Raw genomic sequence first — 15533 nt, 5'->3', positions numbered from 1 at the left:
TAGCCACCCCGCTCACGCTTCCAGCTTGTCCTGCGTGCGGGTCTCGAAATCCGAGGCATCGTGGCGCTCGTGCAGCTGCTCTTCGAGCGGGCCGCTGGCCTTGTTGACCATGCGCCCACGCTTCACCGCCGGGCGCGCGTCGATCTCCTTGGCCCACCGCTGGACGTTCTCGTAGCTTGCCACGTCGAGGAACTCGGCGGCCTCGTAGGCACGGCCAAGCGCGAGGTTGCCGTACCAGCACCAGATCGCGATGTCGGCGATGGTGTAGTCGTCGCCGGTCATGAACCTGCGGTCCGCGAGGTTGCGGTCCAGCACGTCGAGCTGGCGCTTTGCTTCCATGGCGAAGCGGTTGATCGGATATTCCATCTTCTCGGGCGCATAGGCGTAGAAATGCCCGAAGCCGCCGCCGAGATAGGGCGCACTGCCCATCTGCCAGAACAGCCAGCTCAGCATCTCGGCCCGGTCCTCGGGCTTGCCGAGGAAGGCGCCGAACTTCTCGGCGAGGTGCAGCAGGATGGCGCCGGATTCGAAGATGCGCACGGGGGTGTCGCCCGAGCGGTCCATCAGCGCCGGGATCTTCGAGTTGGGGTTCACCTCGACGAAGCCCGAGCCGAACTGGTCGCCGTCGCCGATCTTGATCAGCCAGGCGTCGTATTCGGCGTCATGGCCGGCGGCGAGCAGCTCCTCGAACATCACCCCGACCTTCTGGCCGTTGGGCGTGGCGAGGCTGTAGAGTTGGAACGGGTGCTTGCCGACCGGCAGCTCCTTGTCATGGGTGGCCCCGGCGATGGGGCGGTTGATCGAGGCGAACTGGCCGCCGCTCTCGGCGTCCCATGTCCAGACCTTGGGGGGGGTGTATTCGGCAGTCATGAGAGGGCTCCATTGTCTGATTGCGCCGAACGGTAGCGGTTTGCGTCCGAAAGGCCAGAGCCAGCCCTGTGCGTGGCGGCACATGTGGGTGTGAGGCGGTGGGGTGCGAGGCGGTCGCCATGCGACCCCCGGCGGCGGGTCTGGTTCTGCCGCGGCGGGGGATTGCGGAGTTTGCCCGCGCCCGCACCAGGCGCGTTTTCCCGCGGGATATTCCCCCCACAAGAAAGCACATGCGGCGCGCTTTTCCTTGGCCGGCGCGCGCCTATCTTGGGGGGATGTCCGCCTTGCCCGCTTCCCTCGACCAATGGTTCTCCGCGCGTGGCTGGAGCCTGCACCCGCACCAGCGCGCGATGCTGGCGCGCGCCGGCGCTCCGGCGCTGCTGCTCATCGCGCCCACCGGCGGCGGCAAAACGCTGGCCGGCTTCCTGCCGACGCTGGCCGAGCTGACCGAGGCGCCGAGGGCCGGGCTCCATACGCTCTACGTCTCGCCGCTGAAGGCCCTGGCAGCCGACATCCGGCGCAACCTGCTCATCCCCATCGAGGAGGCCGGCCTGCCGATCCGCGTCGAGGACCGCACCGGCGACACCTCGTCCTCGCGCAAGCGGCGGCAGCGGGCCGACCCGCCGCATATCCTGCTGACCACGCCCGAGAGCCTTGCGCTGCTGACCTCCTACGAGGATGCGCCGCGCATCTTCGCGGGGCTGCAAAGGGTGGTGGTCGACGAGATCCACGCCCTCGCCGAGAGCAAGCGCGGGGATCAGCTGATGCTGGCGCTGGCGCGGCTGCAGACGCTTTGCCCGGGGCTGCGGCGGGTCGGGCTCTCGGCGACGGTCGAGGATCCGCAGGCCATCGCCCGGCTGCTGGCCCGGCACCCGGACCCCTGCGAGATCCTCGAGGCCGACCCGGGGCCGGAGCCGGATATCTCGATGCTCGAGACCGAGGCCGCCCCGCCCTGGTCCGGCGGCGGCGCGGCCTATGCGATCCCGGCGGTGCTGGAGCAGGTGAAGCGGCACCGCACCACGCTGATCTTCCACAACACCCGGGCGCAGGCCGAGATCTTCTTTCACAAGCTCTGGCTGGCCAATGAGGACGCGCTGCCGATCGGCATCCACCACGGCTCGCTCGACCGCGGCCAGCGCGAGAAGGTCGAGGCCGCCATGGTGCGCGGTGATCTGCGCGCCATCGTCTGCACCGGCTCGCTCGATCTTGGCATCGACTGGGGCGATGTCGACCTGGTGATCCAGATCGGCGCGCCGAAGAACGTGAAACGCCTCGTGCAGCGCATCGGCCGGGCCAACCACCGATATAATGCGCCCTCCAAGGCGCTGCTTGTGCCCGCCAACCGCTTCGAGGTGGTGGAATGCCTCGCGGCGCTCGAGGCGGTTCGGGCGCGCGATCTTGATGGCGAGAGCCGGGGCCCCGGCCCGCGCGACGTGCTCTGCCAGCACATCCTCATCGCCGCGTGCGCCGGGCCGTTCGAGGCAGAGGCGCTTTACGCCGAGATGATCACGGCGGGGGCCTATGCCGGGCTGAGCCGGGCCGAGTTCGACGATTGCCTGCAGTTCTGCGCCACCGGCGGTTACGCGCTGCGGGCCTATGACCAGTGGCAGCGGCTGAAGCAGCGCGAGGACGGGCTCTGGCAGCTGCGCGATCCGCGTTCGGCGGCGCGCATCCGGCAGAACATCGGCACCATCCAGGACACCGATACGCTCAAGGTGCGCTACCGCGGGCGCGGCGGCGCGCCCTTGGGAGAGATCGAGGAGGGCTTTGCCGCACAGCTGACCCGTGGCGACACCTTCCTCATTGGCGGGCAGATCGTGCGCTACGAGGGGCTGCGCGAGATGGTGGTGCAGGTCAGCCGCGACGCCCACAGCAAGCCGAAGATCGCCACCTTCATGGGCACCAAGTTCGCCACCTCCACCCAGCTTTCCGAGCGCATCCTGCGGATGTTCCAGCAGGAGGACTGGCCGGGCCTGCCGGAGCACACCGCCGACTGGCTGCGCCTGCAGCGCGAGGTCTCGCGCCTGCCGCAGCCCGGGCGGCTGCTGATCGAGAGCTTTGCGCATGACGGGCGCGAGCAGCTGGTGGTCTACGGCTTTGCCGGGCGCAACGCGATGCAGACCCTGGGCCTTCTGCTGACCAAGCGGATGGAGGAGGAAGGGCTGGCGCCCATGGGGTTCGTCGCCACCGATTACGCGGTGCTGATCTGGGGGCTCGATGCGGTGATCGACCCGGGCCCGCTTTTCGATCTCGCGGCGCTGGAGGCGGGGCTTGAGGGCTGGCTGGCGGGCAACGCGGTGATGAAGCGGACCTTCCGGGCGTCGGCCACCATCGCCGGGCTCATCGAGCGCAACATCGGCGGCCAGCGGAAGACCGGGAAGCAGGCGACCATGTCCTCGGACATCCTTTACGATACGCTGGTGAAATACGACCCCGGGCACCTGCTGCTGCAAATCACCCGCGAAGAGGCCATGCGCGGGCTGGTGGATTTCGCCCGCATCCGCGAGATGTGCCAGCGGGTCGAGGGGCGGATCGATCTTGTCCGGCTCGAGCGGCTCTCGCCGCTCTCGGCGCCGCTCTTCCTCGAGCCGGGCCGGGTGCCGATCCGCGGCAGCGCCGAGGCGCGGCTGCTGGAAGAGCAAGTCGGGGCGCTCCTTCGCGAAGCGGGGCTGGCGCAGATCGGCGCATGACGGACCATGCCGCGGACCGCGTTTGGCGGGCAGAGCAGCACAGAGCGGGCTTGGCCCCCGGCCGCAGCGCGGCCTCCCCCGGGGTATTTGGGCCTAGAAGCAGGGCGCGGGCTCTGGCATTGCAGCCCGCATGACACGCGTGAAGATCGATTTTTGCGGGGCGGCGCTGGAGGCGCTCGGATCCGGGGCGCTGTTCTGGCCTGCCGAGCGGCTGCTGGTGGTCTCGGACCTGCACCTTGGCAAGTCGGCCCGGCTCGCGGCGCAGGGCGGCGCGCTGCTGCCGCCTTACGAGGGGCGCGAGACGCTGATGCGGCTGGAGCGCGACCTCGAGGCCACCGGCGCGCGGCGCGTGGTCTGCCTCGGCGACAGTTTCGACGCGGCGGGGATCGACCTCCTGCTCCCCGAGGAGGAGCGGCTGTGGATCGCCCGGCTGCAGGCCGGGCGCGACTGGATGTGGATCGAGGGCAACCACGACCCGGGTCCGGTGTCGCTCGGCGGTGCGCATCTGGCCGAGCTCGATCTGGGCGGGCTGGTGCTGCGGCATATCGCCGAGCCGGACGCGCGCGGCGAGATCTCGGGGCATTACCACCCCAAGGCGCGGCTGGTGCTGCGCGGCGGGCGGGTGGTCTCGCGGGCCTGTTTTCTGGTGGACGGGGCGCGGCTGCTGATGCCCGCCTATGGCGCCTATACCGGCGGGCTGCGCACCGACAGCGCGGTGCTGGCCGGGCTGATGGAGCCGGGAGCGCGGGCAATCCTCACCGGCGAGGTGCCGCTGGCGATCCCGATGCCGCGCTGAGGGTGCCGGGCGGGGTGCCGCCCGGCGTTATCATGCTCAGGCCGTCAGCCCCTCGGGCTCGGCAAGGCCATTGGCGCGGCAGCACGCCGTCACCGTGTTGGCCAGCAGGCAGGCGATGGTCATCGGGCCGACGCCGCCCGGCACGGGGGTGATCGCCCCCGCGACCTCGGCAGCCGAGGCAAACTCGACATCGCCAACCAGCCGGTGCTTGCCCTCGCCCTTTTCCGGCGCGGGGATGCGGTTGATGCCCACGTCGATCACCGTGGCGCCCGGCTTCACCCAATCGCCGGGGATCATCTCGGCGCGGCCCACGGCGGCGACGAGAATGTCGGCGCGGCGGCAGACCTCGGCCAGATCCTTGGTGCGCGAATGCGCGATGGTCACCGTGCAGCTGTCGCCGAGCAGCAGCTGTGCCATCGGCTTGCCGACGATGTTCGAGCGGCCCACCACCACGGCATTCAGCCCCGACAGCGCGCCGAGGTGGTCGCGCAGCATCATCAGGCATCCGAGCGGCGTGCAGGGCACCATGCTCTTCTGCCCGGTGCCCAGAAGCCCGACGTTGGAGATGTGGAAGCCGTCGACGTCCTTGGCCGGGTCGATGGAATTGATCACCAGGTCGGAATTCAGGTGCCCCGGCAGCGGCAGCTGCACGAGGATGCCATGCACGGCGGGGTCGTTGTTGAGCCGGTCGATCAGCGCCAGCAGGTCCGCTTCGGAGGTCTCGGCGGGCAGCTTGTGCTCGAAGCTGTTCATCCCCGCCTCGAGCGTCTGCTTGCCCTTGTTGCGGACGTAGACTTCCGAGGCCGGGTCCTCGCCCACCAGCACCACGGCGAGACCCGGGGTGATGCCGTGCTCGTCCTTCAGTCGGGTCACATGGGCGGCGACCTGCGTCCGCACCTTTTCGGCAAAGGCCTTGCCGTCGATGATCGTTGCGCTCATGCGCCTCACTCCTGTCCCAGTACCGTTTCTTCGCGGCGGATCGACCAGTCCACCAACGCACGCCAGAGCGTCTCGCTCAGCTCGGGGTCGATCCCCTCGGCCTCGGCATTGCGCCGGGCGTTGGCGATGACCTCGTCGACGCGGGCCTCGATCCGGGCGGGCAGACCCGCGCCGGTCTTGATCTCGGCGGCACGGTCGATGAGGCTCTGGCGGTGCGCCAGCAGCGCCGTCAGCGCCTTGTCGGTGGCATCGATCTCGGCGCGCAGCGCCGTCATGTCGCCAAGGGTTGCGGGATCGCGCATGGGTGTCTCCTTGCAGGCTGACCGTGGACCGCTGCGCCCCCTATGCCGCGATGCGGCGCGATGATCAACGCACCAGTGCGGCAAAGCCCAGTACAAAGACGACACTCGGCGCGCGGATCGGAAACCGCGGGCACCTTCCGGAGACGGCGCCCGCGCTCGCGGCGGGGAAGCCGGCCTCAGAACAGCCCCTCGACCTCTCCGGCGTCGTTGAGACGGATGGTCTCGGCCGCGGGGACCCGCGGCAGTCCGGGCATGGTCATGATGTCGCCGCAGATCGCCACGACGAACCCTGCCCCGGCCGAGAGCCGCACCTCGCGCACCGGCACCATGTGGCCCGTCGGGGCGCCGAGCTTCTTGGGGTCGGTCGAGAAGGAATACTGGGTCTTGGCCATGCAGACCGGCAAGCTGCCGAAGCCCTGCTCTTCCCATTCGGCAAGCTGCGCGAGGATGCGCGGATCGGCGGTCACCTCCTCGGCGTGGTAGATGCGCTTGGCGACGGTCTCGATCTTTTCCCAGAGCGGCATCTCGTCGGGGTAGATCGGTGCGAATTGCGCGGCATCTCCGTCAGCAATATGCGCGACGCGCTCGGCGAGCTTGGTGATGCCCTTCGAGCCCTCGGCCCAGTGGCGGCAGAGATGCGCCTCGGCGCCGCGCGCCTCGGCATAGGCCTTGACCGCGGCCACCTCGGCCTCGCTGTCGCCGGCGAAATGGTTGATCGCCACCACCACCGGTACGCCGAACTGGCGCAGGTTCTCGATGTGGCGGCCAAGGTTGGCGCAGCCCTTCTTCACCGCGGCCACATCCTCGGCGCCAAGGTCGGCCCGGGCGACCCCACCCTTCATCTTCAGCGCCCGCACCGTCGCCACCAGCACCACGCAATCGGGGTGCAGCCCCGCCTTGCGGCACTTGATGTCAAAGAACTTCTCGGCCCCGAGATCCGCCCCGAAACCCGCCTCGGTCACCACGTAATCGGCAAGGCTCAGCGCGGTCTTTGTGGCCATGACCGAGTTGCAGCCATGGGCGATATTGGCAAACGGCCCGCCGTGCACGAAGGCCGGGGTGTGCTCGAGCGTCTGCACGAGGTTCGGCTGCAGCGCATCCTTGAGCAGAACGGTCATCGCGCCGTCGGCCTTGAGGTCGCGCGCGTGCACCGGGGTCTTGTCGCGGCGATAGGCGACGATCATGTCGCCGAGCCGCTGCTGCAGGTCGGTCAGATCGTCGGCGAGGCAGAGGCAGGCCATAACCTCGGAGGCAACGGTGATGTCGAAACCGCCCTGCCGCGGGAAGCCGTTCGGCACGCCGCCGAGCCCTGTCACCACGTCGCGCAGAGCGCGGTCGTTAACGTCGAGCACCCGCCGCCAGACGATGCGCCTCAGGTCGATGTCGAGCGCGTTGCCCCAGTGGATATGGTTGTCGATCATCGCCGACAGCAGGTTGTGCGCCGCGGTGATCGCGTGGAAGTCGCCGGTGAAATGAAGGTTCATCTCCTCCATCGGCACCACCTGCGCGTGCCCGCCGCCCGCCGCCCCGCCCTTCATCCCGAAGTTCGGCCCGAGCGAGGCCTCGCGGATGCAGATCGCCGCCTTCTTGCCGATCGCCGCCAGCCCGTCGCCAAGGCCGACGGTGGTGGTGGTCTTGCCCTCGCCCGCCGGGGTCGGGTTGATCGCGGTGACGAGGATCAGCCGGCCCTGCTTGCGGCCCTTGAGCCCGGCGATGAAACTCGCGGAGACTTTCGCCTTGTCATGGCCGTAAGGGATGAGGTCCGTACCGGTGATGCCGAGTTTCTCGCCGATCTCCTGGATCGGGCGCTTTTCGGCGGCGCGGGCGATTTCGATGTCGGTGGTCATCTTGCTGCTCATGGGCGGGGGCCTCCTTCCCGTCTGGTCGTCTGCCGCCCTCCATAGCCGCTCGCCGCGCGCCGGTCACGCGCGAAGCGCTCAGCCCTTGCGGACGGCCTTGAGGTGTGCCCAGACACGCTGGTCGGGGATGTGCAGCCGCATCTCGTCGCCAAGCGCCAGCCGTCCCGGGCGCTCGACCCAGGCGGTGACGCCGCGCCTGCCCTTGGCCGCGGCCTTGAAGGCCTTGCCGTGGCCTTCGTGCTCTGCCTCGATCTCGCGGGCGGGCAGGTTGCAGGGGCGGTTCTGCATGTCGATGATCAGCGTCACCCCATCCGGCCCCTGCAGCCGCGACGAGGGCGGCAGGTGGCTGAAATCGGGAATCCCCTCGAGCACCAGCGTCGCCCCGGCGAGCTGCGGGTCAAGCTCGTCCAGCTTCACACGCTCGGCGATCTCGGCCAATTCCTCGGCGGACATCAGGCACATCTGGCGGACGTTGGCGATCTCGGTGCCGCGCTTGTGCTGCGAGGTCACCCGCGAGCAGGACGGCCGCGTGCGCCCGGCGTGGCGCTCGCCTTCCGGCCCGCCCCAGCCGATCTCCAGCGACTCGACCGCCCGCGAACGGATGTCGTCTCCCTCCGGCGGGACCTGCCCCAGCCAGGTGATGCGGGCGGAGAACTCGGTGGGGATGAGCGCGGGCATGAGAGGATCCTTGAACGACTGATACGGCGCTTAGTTGGGCCACAGATGCCCGGCGAGGTCGAGAGGAGATCCGCGCGGATCGCCTTTCAAAAGGCCGGATGCCAGCACTCGGCAAAAGAAAGACCCCGGGGCCGTTTCGGGCTCCGGGGTCTGCATCTTTTCAAGATCGAGGCGCTCAGGCCGAAGGCTCGGGCTCAAGGCCGCCCTCGTCGGCGGGCTTGGGCTTGGGCTTGGTCTTGGGGATCGCGGTCAGGCTCGGCGTATCGTCGGCGTCATCGTCGTCGCCGCCCGAGGCGTTCGGCGGCTCGCCCTTCATCACGCGCTTGATCTCGTCGCCGGTCAGCGTCTCGTATTCGAGCAGCCCCTGCGCCAGGCGCTCCCATTCCTCGTTGTTGTCGGTGAGGATCTGGTAGGCGCGCTCATAGGCGGTCTGGATAAAGGTACGGACCTCTTCCTCGATCAGCTCCTTGGTGTGCGCCGAGACCGACAGGCCCGCGGTGTTGCCCTGGTAGCCCTCATGCGCTTCGGAGTAGTCGATGTTGCCGATCTTGTCCGACATGCCCCACCGCAGAACCATCGCGCGCGCAAGCGCCGAGGCCTGCTGAATGTCGCCGGCCGGGCCGTTCGAAACATTGGGCTCGCCGTACTTGATGATCTCGGCCGCTTTGCCCGCCATGGTCATCGCGAGCTTTTCCTCGCATTCCGACTTGTGCCAGTTCAGACGGTCGATCTCGGGGAGCGAGACCACCATGCCGAGCGCACCACCGCGCGGGATGATCGTCGCCTTGTAGACCGGATCGCACTGCGGCAGCATCAGGCCCACGACGGCGTGACCGGCCTCGTGGTAGGCGGTCTTTTCCTTCTGCTCGGCGGTCAGGACCATCGATCGGCGCTCGGCGCCCATCATGACCTTGTCCTTGGCGTTCTCGAAATCTTCCATGGTCACGAAGCGGCGGCCGACGCGGGCGGCCATCAGCGCCGCCTCGTTCACGAGGTTCGCCAGATCCGCGCCCGAGAAACCGGGGGTGCCGCGCGCGATGATGCGCAGGTCGACATCCGGGCCGAGCGGGGTCTTGCGGGCGTGCACGCCGAGGATCTTCTCGCGGCCCTTGATGTCGGGGTTGCCGACCATGACCTGACGGTCGAAGCGGCCCGGACGCAGCAGCGCGGGGTCGAGAACGTCGCGGCGGTTGGTGGCGGCAATGATGATCACGCCCTCGTTCGCCTCGAAACCATCCATCTCGACCAGCAGCTGGTTGAGGGTCTGCTCGCGCTCGTCGTTGCCCCCGCCATAGCCCGAGCCACGGTTGCGGCCGACCGCATCGATCTCGTCGATGAAGACGATGCAGGGGGCGTTCTTCTTGGCCTGCTCGAACATGTCGCGCACGCGGGACGCACCGACACCGACGAACATCTCGACGAAGTCCGAGCCCGAGATGGTGAAGAAGGGCACGCCCGCCTCGCCCGCGATGGCGCGTGCCAGCAGCGTCTTACCGGTGCCCGGAGGGCCAACCAGCAGCGCACCCTTGGGGATCTTGCCGCCGAGGCGCGAGAACTTCTGCGGGTTGCGCAGGAATTCCACGATCTCCTCGAGCTCTTCCTTCGCCTCGTCGATGCCCGCCACGTCGTCGAAGGTGACGCGGCCGTGCTTTTCGGTCAGCAGCTTGGCCTTGGACTTGCCGAAGCCCATGGCCCCGCCCTTTCCGCCGCCCTGCATGCGGTTCATGAAGTAAATCCACACACCGATCAGCAGCAGGAAGGGAAGAAGGCTGAGCAGGAAGGCCTGGAAGCCGGATTGCTGCTGCGCCTCGGCCCGGACGGTGACACCCTTGTCGATCAGCGTGTCGGTGACCTGGGCATCCTCGGGCTTGACGGTGACGTAGTCCTGACCGTCATTGCCGCGATAGCGGATCTGCTCGCCGTCGATGGTGACGGAGCTGACGGATTGCGAATCCACCGCCTCCATGAAGTCCGAGTAGCTGATTTCCCGGCTCTGCAGCGTGCTTCCGCCTCCGGAGAAGAGGTTGAAGAGCGCCAGAATCAACAGGAAAAGAACGACCCAGAAGGCGATATTTCGTGCGTTGCCCAAGGACGGCCTCCTAAAATGACGTATCTCGCGGACCTCTCGGTTCCGCGATCTGTGCCTAACATAAGGGCTGTGCCCGCCGGTTCAATGCGATTTCACCCCGAAGCCGGGCCCGACCTCAGGAATACCGCGAAGTCAGAGGGCAAGCGCCCGAAGGGGCAGAGCTGGAAAACCGGGTCTTCTCCTGCAGGTTGCAGCGCGTCGCAGGCAACCAGCCGGTCGCCCTCGAAAATTGCCGGGGCGCTGCGCGCGGCATGGAAAGGAACCGGCGGCTCGGCCTTTCTGTCACGCTGCGCCCAGCCGTCCTCGCCGAGCGCGCGCAGGGTGAGCCCCGCAGGAACGGCGCGCGCAAGGCGCCAGCGCCCGTCCCAGAGCGCGCCCGGCTGAGCCGCGCACGACAGATCCTGCACCGCTGCGTACTCGCGGAAAAGGGCGATCTGTCCGCGTTCGATCCGCGCCTCGCAGCCGTGCAGCGTGCCCCCCCCGCCGCCGAGCAGCCGGTCGAGCAGCGCCTCCAGAGGCCCCTCGCGGGGCGGGTATTCCGCGCCGGACACGAACCGCAGCGCCGCCGACAAAAGCCGCAGCTGGGTGTCGCGCTCGATTGTCTGAAATGCGGTCTGATCGAAGATGAGGTCGCCGCAGCGCTGCGGAGGCACCTCGGCCGAGATCTCGCCCCAGACCTGCGCCGCCCGCGCCCGCAGCGCCTCGGAGGCGCGCGCCATGCGGGTGGCGGCCGCGGCGAGATCAGCGCCGGTCAGCGACCCCGCCGCCTCGAGACGGGCGACGAGCTTGCGGGCCCGCACCCGCTCATAGCCCTCGTCATCGTTGGATGGATCATCGACCCATTGGCCCTGCAGCACCCGCAGGTAATGGCGCAGCTCGGCCCGGCGCATGGTCAGGCAGGGTCGGACGACACGCATCGGTGCGCCCTCCCCGAGCTGCACCTCGCGCAGCGGCCGCATCGCCGACAGCCCCTCGACCCCGGCCCCGCGCGACAGGCGCATGACGAAGCTTTCCGCAACGTCATCGGCGGTATGGGCAAGCAGCACGTCGCGGGTTTCGCCCCGCCAGCCGTCGATGAGGGAAAGCCGGGCCCGGCGGGCGGCATCCATCAGGTTGCCTTGCCCGTCCCAGTGCCAGCGCAGGGTCTGGTGCTCCCAGCCGAGTTCGGCGCAGGTCTCGGCGACCATCTCCGCCTCGGCGGCGGCCTCGGGGCGCAGCCCGTGGTCAACCGTCACCACCCGCAGCCGCACGCCCCAGACATGGGTCCAATTGTGCGCCAGCGTCAGCATCGCCATGCTGTCGCCCCCGCCGGAGACGGCGAGGGCAATGCTCTCGGGGAAATCGGGGCCAAGCGCCGCGCCCATGGCCTCGGCGAAGCGCTGGTCGAGCGAGGCGCTCACCGGGATGCCGCCCGTCGGCCTCACTGGCAGCCGAGGCGACCCATCTCCTCCGCCGCCTTCGCCACCTCTTCGGTGCCCGGGTAGCGGGTTGCCACCTCGCCCAGCGTCACGCAGGCTTCGGTCGTGCTGCCCAGCTCGCCAAGCGCCGTGCCGAGCTGCCAGAGCGCCGCAGGGGCGACCTCGCTCTCGGGGTAGTTGGCATAGGCCCCAAGGAAGCGGCGCGCCGCCTCCCGGGTGTCGCCCGCCTTTTTCAGCGCCTGGCCCTCGGCCAGGAAGCTCGCCGCCTCTAGCGGAGAGCCCGGGTAGGTCTGGCGGAAGGCCGCAAACTTTTCCGCGGCGGATTGAAAGTCACCATTGGCGAGCGCCTCCTGCGCCCGCCGGAAGTCCGTCTCTTCGCCGACGGCAAGCTGCGCACCGCCCGCGAGGGGCGTTTCAGCGGTCTGCGCCGGGGTCGGCGCGGGCGCGGGCGTGCCGCCCGTTGCGGGTTGCTGCCCGCCGAGCGGCTTGGTCTGGCCGATGGCGCCGATGTCGCAACCGGGCTCCAGCTCGCAGATGCGGAACTCCAGATCGCCGATGCGGTTGGTGCCATCCGCCACGACGCTGTCGATGCGGTGGCCCAGTTCCTCGGTCTTGGCGGTCACCCGCGACAGCTCGGCCTCGATCGCGTTGACGCGGTCGAGCGTGCTGGCGGGCACGTTCATCGAGCCGATGCCGGTGGTGTTGAGCTCTTGCTTGAGCTTCAGAAGTTCACCGTTCAACAGCGCGAGGTCCTGGCGGAGGTCCGCCAGGGTCTCGGTTTGCTGGGCCTGCGCGCCGGACGCGATCAGGCCCAGGCACAGGGCGATGCCGGTCAGACGCATCCGCCCGGCCTCAGCTCGTCATGCCCATGGAGATCACCGTCACCGCGCGACGGTTCTTGGCGTAGCACGCTTCCTGCGAGCAGACCTCGATCGGGCGTTCCTTGCCATAGGAGATCTGGCGCAGGCGGCTCGAAGCGACGCCCTTGGAGATCAGGTATTCCATCACCGCGTTGGCGCGGCGTGCGCCGAGCGCGATGTTGTATTCGCGGGTGCCCTGCTCGTCGGCGTGTCCTTCGATCACCGCGAGGTAATCGGAGTTGGTCATCAGCCATTGCGCCTGCGCGTCCAGCGTCGCCTGCGCGTCGGCGGAAAGCGTCGACTGGTCGACGGCAAAGAGAACGCGGTCGCCGATCGCCTGGTTGAAATAGGCGGGCGAACGCGGGTCGCTGGCGGAGCCGTCGAGGTAGCCGCCGTTCACGCCGCTGCCATTGCCGTAGCCTGCGCCGCCGGCACCGGTGCCATCGCCCGCGCCGAAGCGGTCCGGGTTGGTACAGGCGGCAAGGCCAAGGCCAGCCACCAGCATCAGAACCTTCGGAAGATATGTCATTGGATCACTGTCCTGCTCGTGTGTTTGCCGCAACGCTAGCACAGCGTGAAAGCCTTGGGAACGTGGCGCATTGAAGCCGAGATAACCCTTTTGAGAGGATTGTTTCCAAGGCAACAGGGCCAAGGAGCCCCGCCCCTTGGCCCGGCGTGCCCGCCCGGCTGTGCGTTTATTGCAGCGGGCCCCAGCTCGGGTCCGACGCGCCGTCCGGCGTGCGCACCCGCTTGAGGTTCCGCCCCGAGACATCGACCGTGTAGAGCGAGCTCGCCCCGGTGGCGCCCTGCGTCTCGCGCGCAAACATCAGCACGCGGCCATTCGGCGCCCAGGTCGGGCCCTCGTCGAGGAAGGAGGCAGTCAGCAGCCGCTCCTCCGAGCCGTCGGTGCGCATCACCCCGATATGGAAGCGGCCCGCGTTCTGCTTGGTGAAGGCGATGAGATCGCCGCGCGGCGACCAGACCGGCGTGCCGTAGCGGCCCTGGCCAAAGCTGATCCGCGTCGGCTCGCCGCCGCCCACCGGCATGACGTAGAGCTGCTGGCTGCCCGAGCGGTCGCTCTCGAAGACGATCTTGCTGCCGTCGGGCGAGAAGCTGGCGCCGGTCTCGATCGAGGGCGCGGTGGTCAGCTGCCGGGTCTGGCCGGAGTTGATGTCCATCGCGTAGATGTCGGTGTTGGAGCCGCGGGTCATCGAGTAAAGCAGCTGCGAGCCGTCCGGCGAGAAGCGCGGCGCAAAGCTCATCACGCCATCGGTCGTCGGCAGCATGCGGCTCTGCACCGAGCCGACGTCGAGCACATGGATGCGCGGCTCGCCCGTCTCGTAGCTGGTATAAAGCACGCGGCTGCCGTTCGGCGAGAAGCGCGGCGCGATGACGATGGAATTGCTCGAGGTGAGGAACTGCACGTTGGCGCCGTCGTAATCCATGACCGCAAGCCGCTTGGCACGCTCGTCCTTGGGCCCGGTTTCCGAGACGTAGACCACGCGGCTGTCGAAATAGCCGCCCTCGCCGGTGATCCGCGAATAAACCTGGTCGGCGACCTTGTGGGCCAGCCGGCGCCAGCCGTCGGCGGTGGCCGAGAACTGCATCCCCTGCCCCAGCTCGGTGCCGGCAAAGACGTCCCAGACGCGGAACTTCGCGGTGAGCTTGCCCGCCCCGTCCGACGACACCGCGCCGGTGATCAGCGCCTGCGCATTGATCGCCTTCCAGTCCGAGAACTGGATCGGGCTCGAGAAGTTCGACACGCGCGAGATATGCGCGTCGCGCGGGATCTCGCGGAAAAGGCCAGTGCCGGTCAAATCGTCGGCGATCACCCGGCTGATCTGCTGCGCGTATTGCGCCGCGTCATCGCTTTCGGCGACGAAGTCGGGCACCGCATAGGGCAGCGGTTCGACCACGCCTTCGGTGATCTCGATGCGCAGCGGGCCATCCTGGGCCAGCGCCGGCGCGGCCAGCCCCGCCACTGCCAGCGCAGGTGCAAGGATGAGGGCCAGTAGTCTAGTCATGCTCGTGTTCTCCTTCCCGGTCGCGCCGACGCGCTTGTGTGCCGCAGGAATGACTGCCTCGGGGCCAACATAGCGCGGGGAGGTGCCCCGGACAAAGCGCCGCAACGCGCGGCCTGCGCAAATCCTTGCCTGAGGGGCGGTCACCGCAGCCTCATCTGCTCGGGGTTGAAGGTCATTTCGATGGTCTTCCACTGGTCGTACTTGTCCGCCGGAAGCGGGTAGCCGTCGGCCTGGCAGCGCAGGATCGCCCGGCGCGCGTTCTGGAAGGCGGTCTCTGCCGCCGAGGCATCGCCGCCGGACGAGCCGATCATCCGCAGCGAGGACGAGACGACCCGACCACCGGGCTCCATGTCCATGCTGACGGTGACCGTCACGTTGGCGGCCTGGCTGCCGACGTCGACCACCCAGCACTTCTGCACCGCAACGCGCAGCGACTCGCGCTCGCCCTGCGTGAGCGGCGGCCCCGCGGGCCCGCGTTCCTCGGCAGCACCGCCAGCAGCCAGCGCCTGCGCGATGGCATCGGCGACGGCATCCTCTGCGGGCTCCGGCGCGGCGGGCTCCGGCGTTTCGGTCTGCGCGGTCTCGGTCCTCGGTGTTTCAGCCGGTTTTTCGGCAGGAGTCTCCGCGGGTGTCGGCGCTTCCGGCTCGGGTTCCGGCTCGGGGCGCTGCGCGAGCTGGGTCGGACGGGTGAGCGGCCGGCGCGAGGCATCCGGCGCGAGGGTCGGCGCGGGCGGCGCGGGCTCCTCGGCGGCGGCGGGCTCCTCGGCCTCAGTGACGATCTCGGTCGCCACTTCCTCCGGCGCGGTCGCCTCCTGCTCTTCCTCGACCACCTCGGCGGCCTCCGACTCCGCCTCCGCGGCCTGCTGCACCTCCTCGGCGACAGTGGTGTCGGGCTCAGGCGGAGCCACAGGCTCTGGCGCCACGCGCGGCGCGGGGCGCGGCACCGGGCGCTCGGCGCGCTCGGGAGCGAGCACCGGCGGCGGGGCCGACGTTTCGGGGGTCGGCGGC

The 15533-nt window shown here is 69.0% G+C and carries 13 protein-coding genes; 2 read left to right on the top strand and 11 right to left on the bottom strand.

Annotation, left to right across the window (positions count from 1 at the left end; all coding sequences use genetic code 11):
* Positions 1–12 precede the first annotated feature (12 nt).
* Positions 13–870 carry a glutathione-dependent disulfide-bond oxidoreductase gene (gene yghU / locus G0D83_RS21270; protein WP_164196696.1) on the bottom strand — a complete coding sequence of 286 codons (858 nt, stop codon included), beginning with the start codon at positions 868–870 and terminating at the stop codon, positions 13–15.
* 275 nt (positions 871–1145) lie between these two features.
* Between yghU and G0D83_RS21265 the strand changes: the two genes are divergently transcribed.
* Entirely contained in the window at positions 1146–3560 is a 2415-nt protein-coding gene (locus G0D83_RS21265; protein ID WP_164196712.1) for a ligase-associated DNA damage response DEXH box helicase, read from the top strand.
* Between the two features lie 130 nt (positions 3561–3690).
* A complete protein-coding gene (pdeM, locus tag G0D83_RS21260) occupies positions 3691–4356 on the top strand; it encodes a ligase-associated DNA damage response endonuclease PdeM (protein ID WP_164196695.1) in 666 nt (221 codons plus the stop codon).
* Between the two features lie 36 nt (positions 4357–4392).
* Here pdeM and folD read toward each other — a convergent pair whose 3' ends face one another.
* From folD to G0D83_RS21210, 10 genes are all read right to left on the bottom strand, one after another.
* Positions 4393–5295, bottom strand: coding sequence for a bifunctional methylenetetrahydrofolate dehydrogenase/methenyltetrahydrofolate cyclohydrolase FolD (folD, locus tag G0D83_RS21255; RefSeq protein ID WP_164196694.1), 903 nt, complete (start codon positions 5293–5295; stop codon positions 4393–4395).
* Positions 5296–5300: 5 nt separating this feature from the next.
* Positions 5301–5597, bottom strand: coding sequence for a chorismate mutase (locus G0D83_RS21250; protein ID WP_108967909.1), 297 nt, complete (start codon positions 5595–5597; stop codon positions 5301–5303).
* A 176-nt stretch (positions 5598–5773) separates the two neighbouring features.
* Complete coding sequence (locus G0D83_RS21245; RefSeq protein ID WP_164196693.1) at positions 5774–7456, bottom strand: formate--tetrahydrofolate ligase; 1683 nt, start codon at positions 7454–7456, stop codon at positions 5774–5776.
* Between the two features lie 78 nt (positions 7457–7534).
* Positions 7535–8134, bottom strand: a complete 600-nt coding sequence (locus G0D83_RS21240) for an MOSC domain-containing protein (RefSeq protein ID WP_108967912.1) — start codon at positions 8132–8134, stop codon at positions 7535–7537.
* A gap of 175 nt (positions 8135–8309) precedes the next feature.
* Positions 8310–10223, bottom strand: a complete 1914-nt coding sequence (gene ftsH, locus G0D83_RS21235; protein WP_164196692.1) for an ATP-dependent zinc metalloprotease FtsH — start codon at positions 10221–10223, stop codon at positions 8310–8312.
* A gap of 92 nt (positions 10224–10315) precedes the next feature.
* Positions 10316–11623, bottom strand: coding sequence for a tRNA lysidine(34) synthetase TilS (gene tilS, locus G0D83_RS21230; protein ID WP_164196691.1), 1308 nt, complete (start codon positions 11621–11623; stop codon positions 10316–10318).
* Positions 11624–11643: 20 nt separating this feature from the next.
* Positions 11644–12483: a tol-pal system protein YbgF gene (ybgF, locus tag G0D83_RS21225; protein ID WP_164196690.1), complete on the bottom strand. Its 840-nt coding sequence runs from the start codon at positions 12481–12483 to the stop codon at positions 11644–11646.
* 10 nt (positions 12484–12493) lie between these two features.
* On the bottom strand, positions 12494–13030 hold the full coding sequence (pal, locus tag G0D83_RS21220; RefSeq protein ID WP_108967918.1) for a peptidoglycan-associated lipoprotein Pal: 537 nt from the start codon (positions 13028–13030) through the stop codon (positions 12494–12496).
* Between the two features lie 166 nt (positions 13031–13196).
* On the bottom strand, positions 13197–14525 hold the full coding sequence (gene tolB, locus G0D83_RS21215; protein ID WP_164196689.1) for a Tol-Pal system beta propeller repeat protein TolB: 1329 nt from the start codon (positions 14523–14525) through the stop codon (positions 13197–13199).
* A 140-nt stretch (positions 14526–14665) separates the two neighbouring features.
* The coding region (locus G0D83_RS21210; protein ID WP_164196688.1) for a cell envelope biogenesis protein TolA at positions 14666–15533 on the bottom strand (868 nt) is incomplete at its 5' end.

The sequence above is a fragment of the Salipiger sp. PrR003 genome (genome assembly GCF_010500785.1).
GTDB lineage: Bacteria > Pseudomonadota > Alphaproteobacteria > Rhodobacterales > Rhodobacteraceae > Salipiger > Salipiger pacificus_A.
This window is presented reverse-complemented; position numbering and strand designations above follow the sequence as displayed.

Excerpts from the sequence above, each read along its gene's own strand:
- yghU (WP_164196696.1), bottom strand. The coding sequence starts at position 870 with ATGACTGCCGAATACACCCCCCCCAAGGTCTGGACATGGGACGCCGAG.
- G0D83_RS21265 (WP_164196712.1), top strand. The coding sequence starts at position 1,146 with ATGTCCGCCTTGCCCGCTTCCCTCGACCAATGGTTCTCCGCGCGTGGC.
- pdeM (WP_164196695.1), top strand. The coding sequence starts at position 3,691 with ATGACACGCGTGAAGATCGATTTTTGCGGGGCGGCGCTGGAGGCGCTC.
- folD (WP_164196694.1), bottom strand. The coding sequence starts at position 5,295 with ATGAGCGCAACGATCATCGACGGCAAGGCCTTTGCCGAAAAGGTGCGG.
- G0D83_RS21250 (WP_108967909.1), bottom strand. The coding sequence starts at position 5,597 with ATGCGCGATCCCGCAACCCTTGGCGACATGACGGCGCTGCGCGCCGAG.
- G0D83_RS21245 (WP_164196693.1), bottom strand. The coding sequence starts at position 7,456 with ATGAGCAGCAAGATGACCACCGACATCGAAATCGCCCGCGCCGCCGAA.
- G0D83_RS21240 (WP_108967912.1), bottom strand. The coding sequence starts at position 8,134 with ATGCCCGCGCTCATCCCCACCGAGTTCTCCGCCCGCATCACCTGGCTG.
- ybgF (WP_164196690.1), bottom strand. The coding sequence starts at position 12,483 with ATGCGTCTGACCGGCATCGCCCTGTGCCTGGGCCTGATCGCGTCCGGC.
- pal (WP_108967918.1), bottom strand. The coding sequence starts at position 13,030 with ATGACATATCTTCCGAAGGTTCTGATGCTGGTGGCTGGCCTTGGCCTT.
- tolB (WP_164196689.1), bottom strand. The coding sequence starts at position 14,525 with ATGACTAGACTACTGGCCCTCATCCTTGCACCTGCGCTGGCAGTGGCG.